At 38.1% G+C, this 23,167-nt stretch carries 22 protein-coding genes and 1 tRNA gene; 18 read left to right on the plus strand and 5 right to left on the minus strand.

Annotation, left to right across the window (positions count from 1 at the left end):
• Positions 1-8: 8 nt before the first annotated feature.
• From RBH88_RS08985 to RBH88_RS09000, 4 genes are all read left to right on the plus strand, one after another.
• Positions 9-314: an MTH1187 family thiamine-binding protein gene (locus RBH88_RS08985; RefSeq protein ID WP_213691289.1), complete on the plus strand. Its 306-nt coding sequence runs from the start codon at positions 9-11 to the stop codon at positions 312-314.
• Positions 315-379: 65 nt separating this feature from the next.
• Complete coding sequence (locus tag RBH88_RS08990; RefSeq protein WP_213691288.1) at positions 380-1,660, plus strand: DUF1576 domain-containing protein; 1,281 nt, start codon at positions 380-382, stop codon at positions 1,658-1,660.
• Positions 1,650-2,003 (plus strand): hypothetical protein, encoded by a 354-nt coding sequence (locus RBH88_RS08995; RefSeq protein ID WP_213691287.1) that lies wholly within the window; start codon positions 1,650-1,652, stop codon positions 2,001-2,003. The genes RBH88_RS08990 and RBH88_RS08995 overlap by 11 nt, the downstream gene beginning before the upstream one ends.
• Before the next feature lie 97 nt (positions 2,004-2,100).
• Positions 2,101-3,702 (plus strand): PucR family transcriptional regulator, encoded by a 1,602-nt coding sequence (locus tag RBH88_RS09000; protein WP_213691286.1) that lies wholly within the window; start codon positions 2,101-2,103, stop codon positions 3,700-3,702.
• Positions 3,703-3,766: 64 nt separating this feature from the next.
• On the opposite strand, the gene RBH88_RS09005 is transcribed toward RBH88_RS09000, so the two are convergent.
• The 4 genes from RBH88_RS09005 to RBH88_RS09020 form a co-directional block, all read right to left on the minus strand.
• Positions 3,767-4,432, minus strand: coding sequence for a hypothetical protein (locus RBH88_RS09005; RefSeq protein WP_213691285.1), 666 nt, complete (start codon positions 4,430-4,432; stop codon positions 3,767-3,769).
• 15 nt (positions 4,433-4,447) lie between these two features.
• Positions 4,448-5,146, minus strand: coding sequence for a DUF5058 family protein (locus tag RBH88_RS09010; RefSeq protein ID WP_213691284.1), 699 nt, complete (start codon positions 5,144-5,146; stop codon positions 4,448-4,450).
• A 41-nt stretch (positions 5,147-5,187) separates the two neighbouring features.
• Complete coding sequence (locus RBH88_RS09015) at positions 5,188-6,381, minus strand: M20 family metallopeptidase (protein WP_213691283.1); 1,194 nt, start codon at positions 6,379-6,381, stop codon at positions 5,188-5,190.
• 193 nt (positions 6,382-6,574) lie between these two features.
• Positions 6,575-6,739 carry a hypothetical protein gene (locus RBH88_RS09020; protein WP_213695378.1) on the minus strand — a complete coding sequence of 55 codons (165 nt, stop codon included), beginning with the start codon at positions 6,737-6,739 and terminating at the stop codon, positions 6,575-6,577.
• 208 nt (positions 6,740-6,947) lie between these two features.
• On the opposite strand from RBH88_RS09020, the gene RBH88_RS09025 reads away from it, so the two are divergent.
• The 14 genes from RBH88_RS09025 to RBH88_RS09085 all read left to right on the plus strand — a co-directional run bounded on the left by RBH88_RS09025 (position 6,948) and on the right by RBH88_RS09085 (position 22,915).
• Entirely contained in the window at positions 6,948-7,823 is an 876-nt protein-coding gene (locus tag RBH88_RS09025; protein WP_307879561.1) for an ABC transporter substrate-binding protein, read from the plus strand.
• Positions 7,824-7,838: 15 nt separating this feature from the next.
• A complete protein-coding gene (locus RBH88_RS09030; RefSeq protein WP_213695379.1) occupies positions 7,839-8,642 on the plus strand; it encodes an amino acid ABC transporter ATP-binding protein in 804 nt (267 codons plus the stop codon).
• Positions 8,632-9,294: an amino acid ABC transporter permease gene (locus RBH88_RS09035; protein WP_307879562.1), complete on the plus strand. Its 663-nt coding sequence runs from the start codon at positions 8,632-8,634 to the stop codon at positions 9,292-9,294. The genes RBH88_RS09030 and RBH88_RS09035 overlap by 11 nt, the downstream gene beginning before the upstream one ends.
• A gap of 36 nt (positions 9,295-9,330) precedes the next feature.
• On the plus strand, positions 9,331-9,975 hold the full coding sequence (locus tag RBH88_RS09040) for a GntR family transcriptional regulator (protein WP_213691278.1): 645 nt from the start codon (positions 9,331-9,333) through the stop codon (positions 9,973-9,975).
• 13 nt (positions 9,976-9,988) lie between these two features.
• Positions 9,989-11,014: an amidohydrolase family protein gene (locus RBH88_RS09045; RefSeq protein WP_213701385.1), complete on the plus strand. Its 1,026-nt coding sequence runs from the start codon at positions 9,989-9,991 to the stop codon at positions 11,012-11,014.
• An 85-nt stretch (positions 11,015-11,099) separates the two neighbouring features.
• Positions 11,100-12,032, plus strand: a complete 933-nt coding sequence (locus tag RBH88_RS09050) for a DMT family transporter (RefSeq protein ID WP_213691276.1) — start codon at positions 11,100-11,102, stop codon at positions 12,030-12,032.
• Between the two features lie 35 nt (positions 12,033-12,067).
• Positions 12,068-12,262 carry a YwbE family protein gene (locus tag RBH88_RS09055; RefSeq protein ID WP_213691275.1) on the plus strand — a complete coding sequence of 65 codons (195 nt, stop codon included), beginning with the start codon at positions 12,068-12,070 and terminating at the stop codon, positions 12,260-12,262.
• 104 nt (positions 12,263-12,366) lie between these two features.
• Positions 12,367-14,040 (plus strand): glycosyltransferase family 39 protein, encoded by a 1,674-nt coding sequence (locus RBH88_RS09060; RefSeq protein ID WP_307880081.1) that lies wholly within the window; start codon positions 12,367-12,369, stop codon positions 14,038-14,040.
• On the plus strand, positions 14,033-14,806 hold the full coding sequence (locus tag RBH88_RS09065) for a dolichyl-phosphate beta-glucosyltransferase (protein ID WP_213691271.1): 774 nt from the start codon (positions 14,033-14,035) through the stop codon (positions 14,804-14,806). The genes RBH88_RS09060 and RBH88_RS09065 overlap by 8 nt, the downstream gene beginning before the upstream one ends.
• Positions 14,787-15,206 (plus strand): GtrA family protein, encoded by a 420-nt coding sequence (locus tag RBH88_RS11745; protein WP_374047585.1) that lies wholly within the window; start codon positions 14,787-14,789, stop codon positions 15,204-15,206. The genes RBH88_RS09065 and RBH88_RS11745 overlap by 20 nt, the downstream gene beginning before the upstream one ends.
• Positions 15,207-15,242: 36 nt before the next feature.
• Positions 15,243-15,920, plus strand: coding sequence for a response regulator transcription factor (locus tag RBH88_RS09070; RefSeq protein ID WP_307879563.1), 678 nt, complete (start codon positions 15,243-15,245; stop codon positions 15,918-15,920).
• 110 nt (positions 15,921-16,030) lie between these two features.
• Positions 16,031-17,230, plus strand: a complete 1,200-nt coding sequence (locus tag RBH88_RS09075) for a HAMP domain-containing sensor histidine kinase (RefSeq protein ID WP_213691269.1) — start codon at positions 16,031-16,033, stop codon at positions 17,228-17,230.
• A gap of 166 nt (positions 17,231-17,396) precedes the next feature.
• Positions 17,397-19,004: a Hint domain-containing homing endonuclease gene (locus tag RBH88_RS09080; protein WP_307879564.1), complete on the plus strand. Its 1,608-nt coding sequence runs from the start codon at positions 17,397-17,399 to the stop codon at positions 19,002-19,004.
• Positions 19,001-22,915 (plus strand): LamG-like jellyroll fold domain-containing protein, encoded by a 3,915-nt coding sequence (locus tag RBH88_RS09085; RefSeq protein WP_307879565.1) that lies wholly within the window; start codon positions 19,001-19,003, stop codon positions 22,913-22,915. The genes RBH88_RS09080 and RBH88_RS09085 overlap by 4 nt, the downstream gene beginning before the upstream one ends.
• 106 nt (positions 22,916-23,021) lie before the next feature.
• Here the strand turns inward: RBH88_RS09085 and RBH88_RS09090 are convergent.
• Positions 23,022-23,097, minus strand: a tRNA-Asn gene (locus RBH88_RS09090).
• Between the last annotated feature and the right edge of the window lie 70 nt (positions 23,098-23,167).

The following is a 23,167-nucleotide window of genomic DNA, read 5'->3' on the forward strand; positions in this document are numbered from 1 at the left end:
GTGAAATTATGGGAAAAGTTATTGCAGAACTGGTAGTCGTTCCCTTGGGAACAGGAACCCCCAGCGTAAGTCATTATGTTGCTGATGTGGAAAAGGTTCTTGCTACATTTAACTTAAAACGCCTTTTGACGCCGATGGGAACTATTCTTGAAGGAGACCTTGATGAGGTACTCAAAGCCGTACGAGCTGTACATGAAATTCCTTTCAAAAATGGGGCATTACGAGTCTCTACATCATTAAAAATAGATGAACGTCGGGACAAAGAACTCACTATGGAAGGTAAAATACAATCAGTAGAAGAAAAGTTAAAATAATCTCCCAAAAGGCAGAGGGAACATGGCTATACCCCCTGCTTTTTGCAGAAAGAGAGGAGAACACATTGTTCAAATTCGTCAAGAAAAAAGAACCCTTGCAGCACATACGTTATGGCCCATACGTAGGAATGTGCATTTACTGCTTCCTGTTCATTGCTTTTGCTTTTATCACAACTTCCCCCAGCGACATATTCAAAGGCTTGCTTGCTATCATTCAAGATCCAGACTACCTCATAAGTGACTACATCGGTGTAGGGGGAATAGGCGCTGCCTTTTTTAACAGCGGTCTATTGACTTTATTCATGGTCGTTCTTCTTTTCTTGTCAGGCACCCAAATAACCGGAATTTCTATTGCTGCACTACTTACTGTATCAGGTTTTGCCCTATTCGGGAAAAACATACTGAATGTATGGCCAATATTGGCAGGGGTGTACCTTTTCTCAAAACATCAAAAGGAACCTTTCTCTAGATATATTTACATAGCGCTTTTTGGAACAGCCTTGGCTCCCCTCGTGAGCCTTCTCTTATTTGGAGACTTGTTCTCAGCATTACCTATTCGTCTTATTGCAAGTATCTTAATAGGACTCTCCATAGGCATTATTCTCCCTCCTCTTTCCACTGCCTTTCTACGTTTTCACCAGGGGTACAACCTCTATAACGTAGGTTTTGTGGCAGGTGCTCTCGGAACAGTATATGTTTCTATTTTGCGCTCATATGGTCTTTTAGTTGAATCCCGAATTATATGGACTACTGGCAACAATCTTCTTTTTGGCAGCTTTCTCATCATACTTTTTTCAACGCTTATTATCTTTTCTTTCTTCTTACCCCGATGGAACAGAATAAAGTGGATTATGGGGTATAGTGGAAGAGCAGTTTCAGATTTTGTAATCCTAGAAGGATGGGGCTCCGCTCTTTTTAATATGGGCCTTATGGGGATAATAACAACTTTCTACATTATTGCTATCAGGGGAAATCTTAACGGCCCCACTATTGGGGGGATTCTTACAGTTGTAGGTTTTAGCGCTTTTGGGAAACACCCACGAAATACAATTCCCGTGCTTGCCGGAATTATTTTGGGTGCAGCAACGAAACATTGGAGCCTTGCTGAACCAGCTATACAACTTGCAGCTCTCTTTGGCACTACTCTTGCACCTATAAGCGGTGAATTCGGATGGAAATACGGACTTCTTGCCGGTTTTGTTCATTCATCTGTCGTTTTAAATGTCGGTATACTCCATTCTGGATTTAACCTTTACAATAATGGCTTTTCAGGTGGACTAGTTGCCGCTGTGCTACTTCCATTAATCGAAACCTTTGCCGGAGGTGAAAATAAAAATGAAACATGAACGGATACGAGTGACGAAGATGGCAGGGGAACTGATTAACGATTTTCTTACCTTCCTAAAATGTGAAAAGATTCAACTGGATATTCAAGAAGATCCGGATGCTTTCAGAATTCACATTACAGGAACATATCGTTACCTGCCAGATGAACGACTTGAGCGAGTAAAAAACTTGCTTTGCCAACCTCGGAACTACGAACTTGAGGAAATGTACTGGAGTCTATCAGGAGAGAGCGATACAGATGCTGAACTTCATCTTGTAGGAATTATGACAGATGAGGTAACAATTGAAAGAGACGTAGAAAACAGGCTTTTATCAATAAACTTGGTAAGAAAGAAATCGTAGGGAGATTAAGGGAAAAACTTACCTGGAAGAAAATATGATACTATGCTATTTCGTCTTTTAAAACTACTTGTTTTTATGGAAAGAGGTGCTCCATAGATTGTCTTTAACCGTAAGGGAAATATTATTTTTTCCTGAACTTAAGGGCGTTAAGGTTATTGCAGGAGAAAAAGGTCTCAATAGAGTCGTCACAAAAGTTACTGTTATGGATGCGCCTGATATCCTAAATTGGCTTCATGGTGGTGAACTGCTGATCACCAGTGGTTACGTTATCCGTGAAAACCCACTAAAGTTAAAACAACTGATACAAGATATGAATAGCGTAAATGCTGCTGCTTTTGGAATAAAAGTACATCGTTTTCTCAATGAAATTCCTGCAGAAGTTATTCAAAAAGCAGATGAACTTGACTTTCCGCTACTTCATATACCTGTCCAATTCACTTTTTGCGATGTCTTTAACCCTATAATATCGAAACTATTTCACAAAGAAGTGGATAATCTGCGCTACTCAGAAACCATACATCGATCATTTTTTGATCTCATCGCCCACGGAGGTGGCGTAGAAGAGATTTTGTCTGCTCTTGGGTATTTTTTACAAACGGATATTGCGTTTCACGAGGTTTCAGCAGGCATAACGAATATTTTCTCCAAAGATGAAGGTTTCAAACAAAACGTTCTAAACTCGTCATTATCGGAATTGCTTCGGATGTTTCCTAATGAAATTGTGGCATCGGAAGATAAAATATACGGATACATCTTACTCAACGCTGAAAAAGAAAAAATGAATTTTGATAATTATAAAGCTGCAATTGAAGACGCAAGGACAGCCCTTCTTCTCGCTATAAAGAAGAGAATTTCATCTCACGAAACAGAAAAACAATATAAAAGTGTATTTGTTCATGACCTTCTTTTTCACAATGTCAAATATGCCCATGAAGTTTGGAATAGAGCTAAAATTTTTGGATGGGACTTTTTGGGCTTTGTTAAGGTAATAGCGTTTGATATTGATAATTTCAATACTCTTCTAGATACTAAAGGAGAAAGCAAACATGAATCGCTAAGAGAACGTATTTTCAGCATTGCAATTGCTATGATGGAATCCAAATTTCCAAAGATTCCGTACGTTACAATGAGTGATTCTGTTGTTTTCTTATTATGCATTGGTGAAGACAAAAAAAGTTTTAATAAAGAGGAATTCTCTAAATTCCTCTCATCAATCCAAAAAAAGATAACAACCGAAAGCGGTACTACGGTCACCATAGGACTCGGGTCTATAAAAGAAAGTGTTTTTCAATGTCATGAAAGTTTTGAAGAAGCCCGCAGTGCTGTCCAATTTGCTCGTAGCATTTCCCAGAAGGATAAAATCCTTTTTTGGGAGGATACTGGAATATACAGAGTACTTAATCCTATATATGACACTAATCCGGCAGTGGCATTCTATCAATCTCATTTAGGAAAACTTATCGATTATGATTTAAAAAACAAATCTTATCCCCTTTTACCAACGTTAAATTGTCTCGTAAAAAATAACTGGTCATTGAATAAGGCAGCACAGAAACTTCACATTCACTACAATACAATGAAATATCGAGTTGACAAAATACATGAACTTATCGATCTCGACATCGACAATCATGAACAAAGGGTTAATATTCTTTTCTCTTTAATCATTTACTATATGAACAATAACTTAAGTATATAAATCGAAAATTTAATATTACAAAGGCCTCCTTTATGGAACTTTTTCGAAGGAGGCCTTTAAACATTTATAATGCTACTTTCTTATTTTGAAGCATTATTCCAAATAAAACTGTTCCAAAGACACATAAGGGAATTGTGATCCATATAGGAAACCAACCAAGCTTAAGTGCAATAATACCTAAAACAAGTGCAATGACTCCAAGCTTAAAATCTCGAATGACAAAGCTTCCAAAAACCCCTCCAAAAATAGCCGGAAGAATATACTTAAATGCCTCTAATACAAGAGGTGGAAAACTAGCAACAAGCTTTGCACCTAAGCCAATTCCAATTGTTAGAATAAAAATGTTTATCAATATGGAAACCCCAATACCCAAGGTAGATAAAATAGCCCCTTCATAAGAACCCTCTTCCACTCCAGCTGCCTCTTGAGCAAGGGCAGAACAAGGAAGTCTGACATTGGAAATGTTACCAGAAAGGAAAGACATATAGGTTCCAGGAACCCCCAAAATAGGGAAATATGCCAAAGGTTCAACAAACCATAATGGACCAGAGTAAGCAAAAATTAAGGCAAAACCAGAGATTATGGCCTGCAACGGAGGCATAATATTATATTTTGCAAAAATATAAAGGGGAGGGGAAAAACTCAACAAAAAAGCAAACAGACATGTCAATATCCCCCAGAAAACAATTGGTTTTTGGAATTTTTCTAAGAAAATCTCTTTCTGTGACATTTTTGCTCACCTCTCCTAAAAAAGGACTGCGGAGAACATACCTAAAGCCATGGCGACACCTAAGGACCACTCTTTAAGCCATCTCTTACCCAATTTATCCGCAACTATCTGCATCACTACCATTGTCAAAGCAGCCACAATAGCAGCAATACTAGGACGACCGACAGTAACAAGAGCTTTTGACACCTGAAACCCAAAAGCACCCAAAATAGCACCTATCGATATTACGGGTAAAAGATCCTGTCTCTTCCCTACAATGCGAGACCTTAATCCATCTAGTTTGTGGGTAAAAAGCCCCGTAATTAACAACCATCCACAAGATCCCAAAGCAATAACCCATAATGAGTTTGCAAACTCTAGCACTCCGTATCCTTCAGACCCCACAGATGTACCTAACACCTGAGCTCCACATTCAGCAGCATAACCTTCATACATCACTGCTCCTATAACAGAAAGTCTCATCCATGCCATCGGAGCCCCTATAATAGCAATAAGAGCAACCATACCGATAAGAACAGCAAATGATGGACCTAATGATGAAATTACTGCCGAACGGAGTCCACTCTTCAGTTGCTCTGGTCTAAGCCCCATTTCCAAACCAGTAAACCATGCTTTTTTCATAAAAATAATGGATTGGAAAACAACGATACTAACCATAACAATACCAATAACCCAGAAACCCCATTCATTGGCTACTTCTAAATAATCTGGCATTATCAACATTCACCTCCCAAGAAAGAACAAACAAATCGCCATTAAGAAAGATAATCCAGAGCTAAAGCAATGTAGAACTTAGTGGCATCAATAACACTAGAAAGTTCAACGTATTCGTCAATCTTATGATTCCTTGTAAAATTCCCTGGGCCATAAATAATGACAGGTATTTCAGGATTAATTTCACGAAATGGCACTGCATCTGTGTAATACACAACACCTTGTAAATCTGGTTTTTTTGAAAAAAGCTGCTCATATGAATTCTCAGCACTTTTTACTAGAGGGTTGTTAGGATTTGTTTCAATAGGCAAGAGATTATGCAGAATTTCATACGTTATATCCATGTCTTTATTTTGCGATTTTAACTTTTCTATTATGGCATCAATTTGAGCAAGAAGTGCAGCATGATCATTCCCTGGAATTGTCCTTATATCAACTTTAGCTTCACATCTGTCAGGAATAATATTAGTGAGATCTCCAGCATGCATCGTTGTAAGGCTAAAAGTGGGGGCGGAAAGATAGGTATTTTCCATCTCCTTGAATTTAAGGTCTTTAAGCTGGTTCATAAATTCAATCATATTTGTTAGTGCATTAACTCCTTGTTTAGGTTGTCCACCATGAGCCCTTTTCCCTTTTGAAATGAACTTGAGCCACAATGTACCTTTTTCAGCGACAAAAACAGTGCCATTACTTGCCTCACTTATAGCAATGGCATCGATGCCATCTGCTCCATATTTTTCTACATACGCTCTTGAGCCATAAAGGTCCACTTCTTCTCCAGACGTCCCCAATAAACTCAAAGAACCTTTTAATTCAATTCTAGCTTTTTTAAGAATACACATAGCTAAAGTCATCGCGGTAACACCAGCTTTCATGTCACTGGTTCCGCGGCCATACATTAAGTCTCCTTCTATTACTGCACCAAAAGGAGCATGCTTCCATCCTTCTCCAGCAGGAACAACATCATAATGCCCGCTATAAACAAGATTTGGACCATTAGAATTATTCCCAATTTTTGCCATTAAATTAGCGCGATTGCTTTGATTTAATTCCCATATTTCTGAACTTATCCCATAACTTTTTAGTTTCTCATGAACTTTGTAGGCTACGTTTATTTCATTGCCTGGAGGGTTAGAACTATTCACTTGAATTAATTCAGAAAGGAATTCAATGACCTCCTGCTCATCCAACAAAGATATACACTCATCATATTCTTTTTTTCTACTAAAAAGCATAACAAGTACCCCCTTATTACATTTAATAATTTGGACTATCCTCTTAGGGGGTAATGATAAACTTTTAACGGAAACAAAGAATCATTTCTTTTTTATATTTTTTTATAGCAAAATGCTTTTTTACTATAAAAAATTTTTACTTATTATTCTTTCTGCATAAAAAATATATTATTTTGGGGCTTTCTTGTTAGTTTTATACAGAGAGAGTAACCCATTTTCCAAATGAAACTTTTTTATAATATTTACTGAGATAAATGAAACTTTCTACTAACATATTAGGAAAGCTAGCAAGACCAAAGAGTGATGGAGCATGATCAATAATAACAACCACTCCATATGGTGATATCTGGTAAGTCAAATCCATGATTTCCTCCTAAAACAGTTACCACATTACTCAACGCTCTCTTCCTTGCTTGCCTTTCTACAAAATTTAAATATTTTCTATTCGTATCAACTGCATACACTCTGCCATCTTCACCAACATTTGACTAGATTTGTATACTTGACTCTATTATCGATAATCTATAATATGATTAAATCAGAATATTTAAACAGGAGGTGTCTCTATGAGCAACGTATGGAATTCACAAGTAAGGTTTCGGCTAGTTCAATTCTATCTATTGGTATTGTTTGCTCTTCCTCTCTTATTCTGCAGTAAAACGGCTTATGCCACCTACCCAACGACAGAAAATCCAACACCTAATCTCAATCGAATAATAAAATCTGGCGTTCTTAAAGTAGGTACAATTCCAGACTACATCCCTTTTCAAATGGTACACAAAGATGGAGAGCTTTTTGGTTACAATATTGAACTCATGAAAAACATTGCTCAAGAACTAGGCGTAAAGTTAGAAATAAAGCAACCTGCATTCAACATGCTTATTCCCTCACTGCAAAATGGTGATATTGATATGCTTATTATGGGAATGGCGATTACTCCCAAAAGAGCCCTGGCCGTAGACTTTACTATTCCTTATTTCCATACCGGATACTGTTTATTGGCAAATATGAAACATAAAAACGAACTTCAATCTATAGCTGATTTCAATCAAAAGGACATCATTCTTGGCGCTATGATGGGAACTCCTACCGTCGAAAAAGCTCAGAAAGCGTGTCCCAACGCAATAGTAAAAGAGTTTAATCATCTAGGGACAGCTTTCATGGCTCTTTTAGCAGAGCAAATAGATGGCGTATTTGCCGACGAAGCCCTAGCAATGTATTTTTCTCTACTCCAGCCAGAAAAAACCTATCCCATCTACGAAAAACTTACAAATAACGGACATGGAATCACCATTAAACAGGGACAACCAGACTTGCTTTTATGGCTGAACACATACTTACGTAATTATATGGATTCACCTGAATATAAAGAAAACTACGATAAATGGTTTACCAACCATTGGTGGTGGGAAGAATTATCCCCGTCCCTTAAAGGGCAATAATCGCAGGCCTCTTTCATGGTAAAACACTCTCTTTTAAGGGTAGAAAATATCTATAAATCCTTTGGGAAAGAAAGAGTTCTCAATGGAGTATCCTTCTCTCTTCAACAAGGAGAAATACTCTGCCTTGTCGGCCCCAGTGGCTGTGGAAAAAGCACTCTTCTGCGATGTATCAACGGCCTTGAAAAATGTGATACTGGGCAAATATATCTCTCTGGAGCTCCTCTCTGTGGAGTAAGCAGTGAAAAAACACGACATATTCGCGAAAAAATTGGCGTCGTGTTTCAGCATTTTAACCTCTTTTCCCATCTCAATATTATTGACAATATCGCTCTAGGACCTCTCAAGGTAAAGAAAGAATCGGAAAAAGAAGCATATACTCGTGCCAAAAAACTGCTTCAGTCTGTAGGGTTGGGTGAAAAGACAGAAGCGTATCCTTCAGAACTCTCTGGAGGGCAACAGCAACGTGTTGCTATAGCGAGAGCTCTTGCCATGGAGCCACAACTGCTTCTCTTCGATGAACCTACCTCAGCTCTTGATCCGGAAATGATCTGCGATGTGCTTGACGTTATCAAAAATATCGCAAAAAAGGGAGCAACGATGATCATTGTGACGCACGAAATGGCCTTTGCCAGACAAATCGCCCATCGAATGATCTTCCTCGAAAATGGAAAAATTTTAGCGGATTCCTCCCCTGCTCATTTCTTTGGAAATAACAGCCACACCAGAATCCAATGTTTTTTAAAAAGATTGCCAGACCATCACGATTTTTTTATTAATCATTATGAAAAAAAAGAAGGGAGTGAGAAGGATGACATTTAATTTCACCGCCGTGCTGGCATATAGAGAACTCTTTTTTCTTGGATTGAAAAATACAATCCTTATTTCTTTAACGGCAATGATTTTCGCTCTTATTATAGGAACAATAGCTGCATTTTGCAGAATAAGCCATCTTCGTATTCCTCGATATCTGGCTATCTTCTATATCGAAATCATAAGGAATACACCAATCCTTATTCAAGTTTATTTTATGTACTTCGGAATAGGACAGCTTATTCGATATAAAACCATATTTTGGCCATCTGTAGCTATTCTTGCTTTTTTTTCAGGTTCATTTGTCGCCGAAATAATACGATCTGGAATTAATGCAGTTCCAAACGGACAAAAAGACGCGGCATTCTCCATTGGCATGAGTTCTATACAGGTAGCAAGATATGTAGTTTTTCCCCAGGCCTTAAGACGTGTTTTACCTGCCTTGGCTGGGCAATTGATCACCTTAATCAAAACATCATCTCTCGTATCTCTTCTTGCTTTGGAAGATCTCACATACGTTGCTCAACGGGTAAGTATGATGACATTTAGGGTATTGGAATCGTACATCATTGTAGCGGTGTTTTATTTCATCATAACTTCCACCCTTTCTCAGGGAATAGGCTTGCTTGAAAGGAAACTAGCGAGAAGTTCTAAATTGTGAGCATTTTCAAAAAGTATGAGCAAGGAGGAAACTACGATGCCAGCAAAGCCTGTTACGTATAAAGATTACGTAAAAGAGTTTCTAATGGGGAAAATATATGAAGGCAAATATAAACCTGGAGAGAAGATTACTGTCGTAGGGATTGCACAAGAACTTGACGTCAGCCAATCTGTTGTACGCGAAGCTTTGGCCGAATTAAAAGTGAAAAAAGTAATCGAATCCATACCATATAAAGAAACATATATTCGCAACCTATCTAAAGAGGAAGTACGAGACGCTATTCAAGTTCGCACAGAAATGGAAGAACTCGCTTTCAAATGGATTTTAGAGAACCAAACAAATCTCTCTCTACTTGTTAAAGATCTAGAAGAAATTTTAAAAGAAATGAGGAAATCATCATCAGATACAAATAGCAATACATACCGTGAAAACGACATCTCCTTTCATAGAAGAATATTTATAGAAGCACAAAGCCCAACAATGCTCTTCATATGGGATTTACTAGGTGACATTGGGTGGATATATTTGGGCCTTTATACATCTCAGACATTTCGTCAAAAAATGGGGGAAAAGGAATTTAGCGTGATATGTGATATATACCACGATATTATCGAATCTATCGAGAAGAGAGATCTTCCTAGATTCTCTTCTCTGTTAAGAAACACAAAACTGCGCGTTTAAAAGGAGAAAGCAAATGACAAAGTCTCAAGCCAAGTCACGAGAATATATTGACTGCCACATGCATCTATGGAGTCCATATCTTGAGTCGTGTTATCCCCAAAATGTCAAAAGCGCATTAGAGAAACTTATGAGGGAAAAGATAACACCACAAATAGAACTAGTTCCAGACAACAAACGAGAGAAGCAAGAATATGAGAAGCCAAAAGATGGAAACGCCAAAACACTTGTACACGCTCTGGATCAGGCAAAATTTGCCAAAGGGGTTGCATTCTCAGGAGCATATTTTTGGGGTAGTCCGCTGCTTCCGCGAACAAACTTAGTGCATCGCGTGCAAGAAGAAAACAACTATGCTGCTTCTCAAGGAATCTTAGCCAAAGGCAGACTAATAGTTGTAGCGAGTATAAACCCTCTACTTGACTTTGCTCTTCAAGAGGTGGATCGATGCGCCTTAGAGCTACATATGAAAGGCTTAAAAGTACACTTCAATGTGGCACAAATCGAGGTAAAAAACGCAAAACATCGCCAAAGGCTAAAAGACCTCTTTCAAAAAGCTGCCACGCATAATATGCCTGTCGCTATTCACTACCATGCTTTAAACAAATCATACGACGTAGAGAGCTTTTCCCTCTTTATGGACGATGTTATACTCCCCATCAGCAATCTGAAAGTCCAATTTGCTCACGTTCTTGGAACAGGCGGTTTCCCAAAAATGACACAGCGTATTATGCAAAAGCTTAAAGAGTACTGTGATCGAAATGCTGAACTTAAGCACAGAATATGGGTTGATATTTCAGGATCCATTATCGATGAGCCGACAGCTAAAGAATATGAAGGTTTTTTTACACGATCCACAAAGGAAGAGATACAAAACTTAGCCAAAACTCTTCGGGCTTTCGGCCTAAAAAACGTCTTGTTTGGAAGTGATTATGGCGGATCTGCCACTCTTCAACCTAAACCACACAGTGAACTTATGTGTAAAGAACTCGGTTTCAACAATGAAGAACTAGAAGAAATATTTTCTAATGCGGGACCTTGGTAAAACCTGTTGACTCCTTGCTTAAAACACCTATACTGGCGGAATGTTTTGCTTTAACATAAGCAAAATCGCAGGAGGAAAAACGTACATGAATCGTCTTATAAAAGACTACGGAGCATATCTACCCATGTTAAGTGCTACATTGCTATGGGCTGGAGCATATATCTGCGGTAAATTAGGTGTTGATGAATTCATACCTTTACATCTGCTTTTTTTCCGCTTTCTTATAGCTTCTATTTTTATTTTTATCGTCATTGCTTTGCGAAAAAAACAAGAATGGAAAATATCAGTACACGACATCCCCGTATTATTTATACTTGGTTTTACAGGCGTTTTTGCAAATAACCTTTTCTTTTTTCTTGCGTTACTCTACACATCAGTAACAAATGCTGCGATTATTTTTGCCACAACGCCGTTCATGACAGCTATTCTGGCTTTTATCTTTCTTAAAGAACCTTTAGGACTTAAAAATATATGTGCTCTGATAATAGCTCTTTCGGGGGTCATCTTTCTTATTACAAACGGAGACATACACGCTCTGCTTCATATGAACTTCAACATTGGAGATCTTTATGAGGTTGGAGCTTCTTTTGCCCTGGCCGTTTTTACAATCATAAGTAGGAAGGTCGCCAATAATTATGCTCCAATAACTATGGTGGGCTACGAAAATCTCTTTTCTCTCATTATCACCATTCCGCTTTTGTTAATAACTGGTGCTCTTGACCTTCAAGTTACCCCCACATATAAGGGATGGCTCTCCATTCTGTATCTTGGAGTATTCGCATCTGCTCTAGGTTATATTTTCCAGCAAATCTCCATAAAAAGCATAGGGGCAAGTAAATCTGCTGCTTTCTTAAATCTAACTCCTTTTCTTTCTGTTCTACTTGGAATGATCTTCTTGGGAGAAAGTCTCTCCACTGTGAAAATTATCAGCGGGATGTTGATTTTAGCTGGAATATATCTCAACTCTTATTCAAATCGTCAGGCTGTTCCTTGCGTCGAAAAGTGTCATAATAACTAGATGCATAGAGAAATAAGCAACAGGAGGAATTTTAAATGTCAGGAAATATACGAAAAGATATAACTCCGGGCCTTCGAGTTAAAATCGTTCAAAAACCACATCAAAGAACGGGGCAATTAACTGAAGGTATTGTTAAAGATATACTTACAAAAAGCCCGACGCATCCCCACGGGATAAAGGTTCGCCTAGAAAGTGGCATTGTAGGAAGAGTTCAAGAGATATTGGGATAGCTATCCTCATATTTTAAGCATTTCTTAAGTTCTACTCGCTATTCTACTTTTACGAACAAAAACGTAAAAGTAATGGAGAGATTTTCATTATGATAAAAGAAGAAATGCCTAATGCTCGCTTCGAAAAAATATTGTTACTTCTTATTTTACTCACCGCTCTTGTTTATTTATTTACTCTCGGAGGCTACAGTCTCATCGATCCAGACGAAGGAAGATACGCAGAAGTAGCGAGAGAAATGGTAGAAACAGGGGACTATATAACTCCACATTTAAATTATGTGAAGTTTTTTGATAAGCCAGCTTTACCATATTGGCTTACATCTATTTCGTTTCATCTCTTTGGAATAAACGAATTTGCCACTCGTTTAAGCCCTGCGCTTCTAGCCTTATTAGGCATGTTTTACCTCTATAAGCTTGCTTCAATCATTTATAACAAACGTGCAGGACTAATAACATCTTTAATTATAGGAACTTCTTTATTGTATTTCCTTATCTCTCATATAACCATCACAGATATGCCCCTTGCTTTTTTTATCACTCTTTCTCTTTCAGGGTTTTATATTGGATATATTGAAAGAAGCAGAGACTATTTACTGTTTTATTGTGGAATGGCACTTGCTCTACTCTCAAAAGGTCTTATAGGAATAATTTTCCCCTGCGGAATTATTTTTTGGTGGAGTATTTTTACAAAAAAATGGGAAATATATAAAGAAGTAATTACATTAAAAGGTATCATGCTATTTTTTGCCATCGCTTTGCCATGGTTTATCATAGTATGCTACAAAAATCCTGATTTTTTTCACTACTTTTTTGTTCGTCAGCATTTTATTCGTTATCTTACAACTGCTGATAACCGATATGAGCCATTTTGGTTCTTTATTCCTATTATCATTTTGGGGTTTCTTCCATGGGCAGGTTTTATTTGGACCTCATTCAAAGAAAGTTTCCTTTTGTTATGGACACCACCTTCTAAACAAAAAGACAGCGAGCTTTTTCTTCTTATGTGGTTTATGTTTATTTTCCTTTTCTTTTCTGCTTCTAAGTCAAAACTTGTCCCTTACATAATCCCAGTTTTTTCTCCTCTTGCAGTCCTCGTCGGAGGCAAAATAGACTCTATACTTAGTAAGAAAGAAACTTTAAAATTTAAAACAGCCCTTATTTGGAATTCATTATTTCTTTTCACCTTTAGTACCCTTCTTTTATCATTGTCATTTATTCAAAGAGATTATTTATTAGGAGAAATCTTACCAATCAGTCTTTCTCTGTTCTTAGCCATTGGAATTGGGGTGTTCTCTCTCTTTATTTTTTATAAAAAAGGAAAGTTGAAAGAAGTTATTATTATCTTAACTATATTAGGCATTACAAACTGCATCGCAAGCCATTTTTTCCTCAATATTTATGCGGAAAAACATACATCTAAATATGTAGCTACATTTATTAACTATCAAAAGAAACCAGGAGATTTAATAGTTCAGCTTAAAGGATTTGACCAAGGATTGCCATTCTATTTACAAGAAAGAGTGATTCTTCTAAGTCACTCTAATGATATGTCATTTGGCAATGAGCATGAAACCAATAGATTTTATTTTATAAACACAGAAAACTTAAAAAAACTTTGGAATAGTAACAAACGTATTTTTATTGTGGCGTATGTAAGCCAAAAAGAAGAAATTAAGTCTATAAGTGGCAGAAAGGTAGAACCTCTTATCGTTATTGGTAATAAATGTATTTATTCAAATAAGCCCTTTTCAATGAAGGGGGTAACTCAAGGTGTTTAGAAAATTTTCAGCATGGATTATCGTCCCTTGTTACAATGAAGAAAAAAGGCTTAGTATAAAATTATTTACAGAATTTCTTGCTTCCCATCAAGACATCGGCATATGTTTTGTTAATGATGGAAGCCATGATAGAACAATTAGAGTGCTAGAAAATATCCAAAAAGAATTCCCAACACAAGTAGCACTTCTGAACAGTAGAAAAAATAGAGGAAAGGCAGAAGCTGTTAGGTCGGGCTTTTTTTATGTATCGCAATTATCTTATTCTCAATACATAGGATTCTGGGATGCAGATCTTGCTACTCCTCTTTCAGAAATCGAAGATTTTATTCAAATACTCAATTCTAATAAAAATATTATTATTGCCAGTGGTTCAAGAATTTCTCGTATGGGAGCTCTTATTGAAAGAACTTTTTTACGAAATTTAGAAGGGAAAATTTTTGCAATCCTTTCTTCGTTTGTACTTGGGTTAAAATTTAGAGATACACAATGTGGAGCTAAAGTAATTGAACGGGAAACAGCCCTCAAAATTTTTACGGCTCCATTTATAAGCAGATGGTGTTTTGATGTTGAAATTTTCGCCAGACTCCGAAATTTACTTGGGCAAACACGGGTAAAAGAAACCATTTATGAAGTCCCCTTACAACAATGGAAGGAAATCCCTGAATCTAAAATTCGCTTTAAAGATAGTATGAAAATGATTCTTGATCTTGGGAGAATTTTCATTCACTATAGAGGGAGATCTCGTCATGAAACCTTTTACCTTTAAAAACATCTCCCCTCATCCTTTTCTATTTGACTTTACCTTTGTAAAATATTGCATTATCGGAGTCATAAACACTATTTTCTGTTTCTCCACAATCTTCGTGCTCATGTACTTTTTAAAAATAAACTACTTAATGAGCAATATAGTAGGTTACGCGGTGGGATTAATAATTTCTTTTTCTCTTAATAAATATAAGAACTTCAAAAGTAGAGGTTCTTTAAAAAAAGAATTCCCTCTTTTTTTAGCAGCGTTCGGATGTGCTTATTCTACTAATATTATTATTCTTTGGATTGCAGCAGAGTTTTTTCATGTCAACAAGATGTTTAGTCAGATAATAGCTGGCATCGCATACACTATAGTATTCTATTTTTTTATTAAATTAATAGTATTTATTAAACAATAAGATATAAAGTCTTTTATATTACGTATCAAAGGGGATGTGAAAATTATTCGTCTTTTACTCGTTGAAGATGATCAGATGATTGGAGAAGAAATCCAAACCGGCCTTTCTTATAGAGGTTTTACTGTCGAGTGGGTAAGAACAAAAAGTTCAGGAGAGGAAGCTTTAAAAATTGATGATTTTGACCTTCTAATCCTTGATCTCGGCCTTCCTGACGGATCTGGGCTAGAACTGTTACAAACACTAAGAAGAAACAAAAATGGAATACCAACAATTATTCTTACAGCACTTGATGCCATATCAGACAGAATTAGTGGTCTAGATGCAGGCTCTGATGACTATATGGTAAAGCCCTTTGATCTTGATGAGTTAGCCGCTCGAATCAGGGCTCTTTTAAGAAGATATGCTGGAAGAGTTCGTTCAACAATAGAATATAACCATATTTCAGTCGATCCATCTTCTATGGAGGTTACCTCAAATGGGAAAGTAGTACACCTTTCTAGAAATGAATATATCCTTCTCGTCACTTTTCTAGAAAACCCTGATAGGATTTTTTCTAGAACAGAATTGGAAAAAATTCTTTATGGATGGGAACAAGAGGTAGAAAGCAACACAATCCAAGTATATATCCATAGTCTAAGAAAAAAATTTAGCGATAAGAAGTTTATCCATAATGTTCATGGGGTAGGATATATCTTAAAAAAGAGGGGCTCATGATGTCTATTAAGAAAAGACTCTTCTTAGGCCTTCTTATAGGGGCTACTTTCAGCATATCCTTAATAACGCTCATCCTTTTTTTTGAGATAAAAGACGAGGTCTATGAAATTATGGATTACCAAATGGAACAATTAGCTTTTATGCATAGGCTTCAAAACTACCCCCGACAGATAAATACAAAAAGTGGATTTGAAGAAGACAAAATAGACTCTCTCGTTCAAATCTGGGATAAATCAACTACACTCATTTATAGTTCCGATAGTTCTTTATCCTTTCCTATAACAACTCAAAGCGGTTTTTCCATAATAACTTGGAAAGGAGAAAAATGGAGAATTCTTTTAGAAAAAGGGCAAGAAACAATACAGATAGTCCAAGCAATGAAGTTAAGAGAAAAAGTCATTTTTTCTATTACTACCAAATTTATTTTTATAATGCTTATTTTCTTATTCTTTTTAGGAGGCTGGGTTTTACTCGTTATTAAAATTAGCTTTAATCCATTGAATAACGTTCGCAAACAAATAGGTGAAAGAAAAGCCTCTTTACTTACACCTATCTATGATAAGAACGTTCCAGAAGAAATACGTCCCCTTATAAAAGAATTAAACTCTCTTCTTTCTCGTCTTGATAAGGCTTTAAAAAATCAAAAACGATTCCTAGCTGACGCAGCTCACGAATTAAGAACCCCTATTACAGCACTAGATCTTCAAATTCAAAATGCACGTTACGCCACTTCAGAAGAAGAAAGAACCTTAGTTATTCAAAAATTAAAACGAGGAATTAATCGGGCTAGTGCTGTAATTAATCAATTACTCGCTATATCCCGGATGGAATCTGATTTCTTAGAAAATGAGGTCATGAGTATTGATATAGAGGAATTAATTTCAAGAGTATTATTAGATTATTCTATGATAGCTGCAGAACAAAACATAACGATAACATTCCAACCTCAAAGAGGGGCTACTCTTTTACAAGGAAATGCAAAAAGTTTAGAAGTAATGCTTTCATCACTTCTTGATAACGCTATTAAATACTCCCCTTCAAAAGCGAACATTTGGATATATACGTTAAGAAATACTAATGGAGTTACCATTTCTATAATAGATCAGGGCCCTGGCATTCCAACAGAAGAAAGAAAAAAAGTCTTTGAAAGGTTTTATCGATACAAAGGAGAAAGTGTACAGGGAAGTGGCTTAGGATTGTCGATAGTAAAAGATATCGCTGATTTTCATGATGCAACTATCTCTCTTGAAGATGGATTCGACGGGAAAGGATTAAAAGTCAGTGTATTTTTCCCTTTTAGAGCTAACTGAAGATTGTCAATTATTTTAGCTTCAGCAAAAATTTTTTCTTAGCAAAATTAAGTTAATAACAAATTACAAAATAAATTGTTTAAAAATTCATTAATATTTTACAAGCAGCATCTACAACACTTTGATCTCCACCAGCAAATCTGCTACAAACAAAAGGAGGAGTATCATGAAAAGAATGGAGTTAGCAAGGATTCTGCGAAAACCCGGAGAAAGCATACCTATAAAATTTGGTGATCCTCATCATGACCAATGGATTTTTGACATGTATGGTGGCGAACAAATCGTTAAAGAAAAATTGCCTGTTCTCTATAATGCTTTACGAACAACGGCATTGATTTCCCAAGGGGAAGTTAAGGAGAAAGAGACAGAAGGATTCGAAGATGGAGCTGAAATAGGAATCATCAAATGGGATAAGGAAAGCCACTCTCTCGTAATCAAAGCATCAACATCTCTCGTTTCAAAAGCTCTTTATATAGACGAAAAAATCGAAGTACGCACGTCAAAAGATGAACATGTAGCTACCTTTGCCCAAACGACTGAGGAGACAGATCACACGAAACTGGTACTCTGTTCTGATTTCGATCCTGCGGACTATGCCTCAAACGTACTGGAAATAGACTATACTTCCCATTGGGCAGAAGCGACAAATGGACAACTTAAAGGATTTCTGAGCAGCCGCAATATAGAGTCGCAAATATATCTATCTGGCGAAGTAAAAGAAGTACACTTACTAAAACCCGTCAAAAAGGATTCCACCCAAGAGAGCCCCATCAATATTTGCTACAACCGCAGACCTGTTGCCGAAGAGGAAATTGATTACATCTATGAGGAAAGCTTCGATCCTGCTACTGGAAAACAACGTCTCTTCGCGCCTCTCTCCGCATGGGTGGAGTTCGAAGATGACAGTGATCCTTTTAGATGTATTGATCTTAGTACCTTTGATCTGAAACTAGACTGCCAAAATGGTATTGCACGCTACACGAAGACAGACAGAGAAATTCCGCTGCAAGACAGGTTCGTTAAAGGTCAGGATGCACCGGCAAAGTACACAAATGGTTTTTTCTTCGACCTTGATCCAGACTGGAAGACAAATGTTCCTTCTAACCGATTACCTCAAAAAGACAAAGTCGACATCTACTTCACTGTTCAATATGTAAGAGAGAGCGGTGATAGAGGCAGCATACAGATCAGTAGCACGCTGGCCCCCCCTATACCTTCTAATGCCGCCCTTTCCAGATGCCTGCATATTCTGTGGGGATGCTTGTCTAAGGGAACTAAAATTCTCATGGCTGACGGATGTGAACGCCCTATCGAAACTATAAAGATCGGTGACTTAGTACAGATGAACACCAACGGTTATACTGCTGTAGTAACACAATGTATTAGGGGTAATGAAAAAGATGACATGATCCACTTCCACACACTAAACGGTCTTGACCTTGTCTGCACTAAAGACCATCCGATTGTTACTGACAAGGGAGCTATGAGAGCATCAGAAGTAACTGGCAACTGCCACTTTATACATCAAACTGGAGAAATCCTTAAACTTACAGGCATATGGGAAGTGCCCGGCGACGAGGTTTATAACTTGGAACTATGCCCCCAAGAAAATGATCCTTCCTCAAAAGAAGGCTGTACTTTTTTCGCTGAAGGTATCCTTGTAGGAGACAACAATATGCAAGCACTAGTAAAAGCACCTACGAATGAGATATTCGACAATCCCCACAGAGATAGCGCCGCAGTCAAGCAAACTCTGTGGGAGGCAATGAAATGAGCCATCAGAGAAGAAGTTTTTTCTCTCTGAAATGCAACCCTCCCGACTGTGCCATCATAAATGATCCCCCACTCATATCCCTATGCGGCAGTACTCCTTTCACCCTTAGCGCAAGATTCTATATCTCTAGCCGGGAATCAAATGCCACGATAATCACCCAAGAAGGCGTTTTTTCCTTAGAAATAGTAAAGGGTGCTCTTCGTTTTTTCTCAAAGGGACTAGGAACCTTCACTCTTGACATCGCTAAAGACCCTCTTGCAGAAAGGGACTGGAACAAAGTTGACATCGTCTACGACAAAACCAACGTCATAATATATTTACAAGGTTTTCCCGCACTGTCAGCCAAAACATCTTCCTCTCAATCTTCTTTCATCGACAAGAATACTCCATGGAAAATGGGCCTTATGGAGGGCTATTTACAAGATGTGGAGTTCTACTCCCAAGCTCTAGATAAAGATGAAGTACAAAAACTCTTCTTCTCCAATCATCATATTTCCCGAGATAAGATTGAATTATGGGCCGATTTTGGGGAGTACGAACCGCTTGACCGCAGTTCCCGTAAACATAAGCTACAGCTGACGGGAGGTTGCGACATAGTGAATCTGGTATATGGTATTACGCCGGGGAAAGAAGGTTGTATTGTTCCTATAGGAACCGCTCCCGTCAACCCAGGAAGTAAAGAGTGTTCAACGTTCACATTATTAGCTAAAGTGTATCTTGGCATTACGACAGAGGATAATGACACATATATCTTTTGTAACGGCACACCTGAAAAACCAGGATCCGTATGTTTGGGTTTATCCGATAAACAGACTCGCCCATTTTTTTCATTGGGAGAGAAACGTTTTACCTTCGACAGAGAGATCAAAGCTCAGAGATGGATAGACCTAACCGCGACTGTCTCTAGTACCTCAGTAAGCCTTCACATAGATGGATCCCCCGCTGGGAGCCATACCATCTCAACGTCCCCAGCAAGAACAGAAGGAGCCGAAATATACTTGGGCAACTGTCAGAAGGGAAGAACTTTCAACAACGGCCTCCAAGGACATCTGGATAGTATCTGTATCTTTTCCTCTGCCTTGACAGCAGAGAAGCTAACAGAATACGCTGATGTAGCACCTTACTACTTCGCCCCCGATCTAAAGGCTCTATGGATATTTTCTCAAGAAGGCAACGGCGCAGAGATCCTCCATGGTGGGAACCTCGCATATTCGAAAACAGAAGTAACCCTTATTGAAAATACTGTCTTAGACAGAGAACTACCTCCGTTCGAATTCGCCATGCCCGATAATGAAACAGGATTTAGCAACATGGAAGAATGGCAAAATCGTTTCGCCGCTGAAGTCTTCCTGCAAATATTGCATTCCGTAACAGGTCTTGAAGCTACGAGGGGATTTAAAGACGAGGAGAAACAGAAACTCAACGGTTCAATGTCGCTACTACTGAGGAATTGCTTAACTTCTGATCCTTCACTATCGAATCTAATGATAGAAGACGAGCCAGATTCTAAAGATATTCTCGAGTTTATTCTTGCCATATACGGGTGCTTTGAACTGAGCGTTATACTATACTCGTTTTATTGTGCTTGGATCACACATAACCCCTTTGGGACAAGACCCTTCATGGTACGATTCCTCTATTGTGTAAGCAAATGCATAAAAAGTCCGGAATATCTTGCAGCAAATGGAGCCTTTATCCTGGCTGTCAGTAGAGGAATAAAGGGATACAGGGAAATACACCATTTTCCCAACACCGATCCATCTCAACCTACTGGTAGCGAAGAGTGCACCCTTTTAGTTAAATCCATCGCCTTCTACGATGAAACACTTATCGATGCAGGAGCGCTGTTAGGGAGACCTGATTTCGACCATGATCCTGTGCTTCCTGAATGGAATTCTTCGGAACTTAAGAACGCATCGATTCTCTATCATAATCAGGGAGAAAAGACAGAAAACATATTCGTCAAGGCAACCCTCAACTGCAACAATTTCACCAATGAGAAAATTGTTGTCACTATAGGTGCCAGGACACCTGAGAAATCCCTTTTAGGAAGAATCCCAGAGATAAACTTTACAGTTACGAAAAGCGGAAACTATACTGTTAAACTTCCTTTGAAGGATAATACTCTTTCTGGAGCACATTCCCAATGTTACACTCAACAATGGGAATGGTATTTCAAGGTAAAAGGAAAAGTCGAACCGCTGGGAACCACAGAACATAAAATCTACGTCATCTTAGGAAAGCCCTTATCTCCATGGACAACAGAGAAAGATACTGCCAACTTGCCTGTCTACCCCATGATAGACTTATGCAACGAAGTGACCAAACAGGAGTGTACGGAGACTGCAAAAGATAGAAAATTTGCGTCTCAGTTCGTAAAATGGTTCAGAAGCTGCGGGAAATTTGCTTCCAGAGAAAGGCTAGATAGCCCACAGAATGCAAGATGGACCAATTTCCACCGCATCCTTACCATAGACGGCAAGGCTATCTTGACATCTATTCAAAACTTCGAAAAAACCCAAAAAACCGAGAACAAGGCCGCTTTCAACGATTTGGAAACAGCTTGTTTCCACTGCCTACTTGCCCGATTGGAAGGAGTGGAAGGCATAAAGATTCTGGAACTTTCTCCAGGACATAATGTATCAGGATTCTTGCTTAGAGGCGGTAAAGGACCTGACGGCATCGTTATGGAAAAAGGAATAAGGGGAACCTATTCCGTCTGCGGAATCTATCCTGGAAGTGGCAAAATTCCACAAATTTGGGATGCTTTCCTGCAGTTGAAGGGCTCCGACAACAAATGGATAACCGCAACCGGTATAGCCTTTGGAGCTGGTGATAGGAAAAGTGATTTAGTAGGAACAAAAGATGATAAACAATATCGCTCTCTTTTATGTATGCCGTTCAACACTTGCCAAGTGGGATTAAAAATAAATGTTCTTAAAATGAACACACTCCCTCTCACAAAGATAACGTCAGGGAATCCAGTTTTGGATATAACTCCGGGCAGACTAGATTTTGACAAATCGGTACAAGAGGGAATAAAACTCAACCCATTTCAAGTTAGATGCCATGCAATAAGTTACGAGTCAATAGAGAAAGCTATCGTTCTCTGCATCAACACAGCAAACGAGAATGCCTCACACATTGCCAAAGAAGATTATGTTAATCTACTTGAAAATTTATGCAGAGCGGTGACGCTTACCCCTGAAGGAGAGGTCCCCCTCTCAACAACAATGGAAGGCTCGACATTTCTTGAACTTGCATTTCTGGAAGAAGATTTTAACTTTCCTCTTGACGATGAAGGCAAGAAAGACATTGTGGAATATTGTAATCAACTTCTCTATTCATTGAATAGCTGTCTACCTAATCTTCGAACAGGGATGTCCGACTGGAACTCTTCAATTGGAGCTAATCTAGACTTGGAAGAATGGATCCATGTAACTGGAGATGGAGAACAGTGTTATGTAGACTGTGCCTGGGATAATCCGGATATCTTTGAAATTCTGGAAAATACTATTTTGTCAGGGCTGCCTGTTCCTCCAAACGTAGGTTTTTATATCAGAAACACAAAGGATTGCCACCGTCTCTTCCATTTGAGGGAATTCCTTCTCGGTATTCGCAATAAAGGTGCTTCTCCATTAAAACAAAATCCATTCATATTACGTATGGCCCATGTAGATCTATATAACGAACTTCTTCAAGATAAAATCAGTGACCCAAGAAAAAGGATACTCTCTTCTTCCAACAACAATTGGCGTTTAAACGATTATATTCGGCATAACATGTCATCATCTTATCCGCAAGAAGAGCCTATTTACTTCTTGGCTAAAGATAGTAATGGTAATCTATTTTGGCTACAATGGCCTAACGCACAATACATGTATAATATTCCATTACCTGCTAATAATTAACATACATTTTCGTACGTTAATACTCAGAAGCACCAAAAGGACAAAAAAGAATCCCTTGCGATTGCAAGGGATTCTTATATGTAAAAACATCTTGAATTCTAAAATTTGGCTCCTCGGGCAGGACTCGAACCTGCAACCTAGTGGTTAACAGCCACCCGCTCTGCCGATTGAGCTACCGAGGAATATCAAAACTCGTTTATTAAACACCTAATATACTCTTTTGGCAAGTCCCTTTAAGGAAGAAACGCACCA

This window comes from Aminobacterium sp. MB27-C1 (genome assembly GCF_030908405.1).
GTDB lineage: Bacteria > Synergistota > Synergistia > Synergistales > Aminobacteriaceae > Aminobacterium.

What these genes read in the sequence shown, in the direction of transcription:
- RBH88_RS08985 (WP_213691289.1), top strand. Translation starts at nt 9, where the DNA reads ATGGGAAAAGTTATTGCAGAACTGGTAGTCGTTCCCTTGGGAACAGGA.
- RBH88_RS08995 (WP_213691287.1), top strand. Translation starts at nt 1,650, where the DNA reads ATGAAACATGAACGGATACGAGTGACGAAGATGGCAGGGGAACTGATT.
- RBH88_RS09005 (WP_213691285.1), bottom strand. Translation starts at nt 4,432, where the DNA reads ATGTCACAGAAAGAGATTTTCTTAGAAAAATTCCAAAAACCAATTGTT.
- RBH88_RS09010 (WP_213691284.1), bottom strand. Translation starts at nt 5,146, where the DNA reads ATGCCAGATTATTTAGAAGTAGCCAATGAATGGGGTTTCTGGGTTATT.
- RBH88_RS09015 (WP_213691283.1), bottom strand. Translation starts at nt 6,381, where the DNA reads ATGCTTTTTAGTAGAAAAAAAGAATATGATGAGTGTATATCTTTGTTG.
- RBH88_RS09025 (WP_307879561.1), top strand. Translation starts at nt 6,948, where the DNA reads ATGAGCAACGTATGGAATTCACAAGTAAGGTTTCGGCTAGTTCAATTC.
- RBH88_RS09030 (WP_213695379.1), top strand. Translation starts at nt 7,839, where the DNA reads ATGGTAAAACACTCTCTTTTAAGGGTAGAAAATATCTATAAATCCTTT.
- RBH88_RS09035 (WP_307879562.1), top strand. Translation starts at nt 8,632, where the DNA reads ATGACATTTAATTTCACCGCCGTGCTGGCATATAGAGAACTCTTTTTT.
- RBH88_RS09040 (WP_213691278.1), top strand. Translation starts at nt 9,331, where the DNA reads ATGCCAGCAAAGCCTGTTACGTATAAAGATTACGTAAAAGAGTTTCTA.
- RBH88_RS09045 (WP_213701385.1), top strand. Translation starts at nt 9,989, where the DNA reads ATGACAAAGTCTCAAGCCAAGTCACGAGAATATATTGACTGCCACATG.
- RBH88_RS09050 (WP_213691276.1), top strand. Translation starts at nt 11,100, where the DNA reads ATGAATCGTCTTATAAAAGACTACGGAGCATATCTACCCATGTTAAGT.
- RBH88_RS09055 (WP_213691275.1), top strand. Translation starts at nt 12,068, where the DNA reads ATGTCAGGAAATATACGAAAAGATATAACTCCGGGCCTTCGAGTTAAA.
- RBH88_RS09060 (WP_307880081.1), top strand. Translation starts at nt 12,367, where the DNA reads ATGCCTAATGCTCGCTTCGAAAAAATATTGTTACTTCTTATTTTACTC.
- RBH88_RS11745 (WP_374047585.1), top strand. Translation starts at nt 14,787, where the DNA reads ATGAAACCTTTTACCTTTAAAAACATCTCCCCTCATCCTTTTCTATTT.
- RBH88_RS09075 (WP_213691269.1), top strand. Translation starts at nt 16,031, where the DNA reads ATGGATTACCAAATGGAACAATTAGCTTTTATGCATAGGCTTCAAAAC.
- RBH88_RS09080 (WP_307879564.1), top strand. Translation starts at nt 17,397, where the DNA reads ATGAAAAGAATGGAGTTAGCAAGGATTCTGCGAAAACCCGGAGAAAGC.
- RBH88_RS09085 (WP_307879565.1), top strand. Translation starts at nt 19,001, where the DNA reads ATGAGCCATCAGAGAAGAAGTTTTTTCTCTCTGAAATGCAACCCTCCC.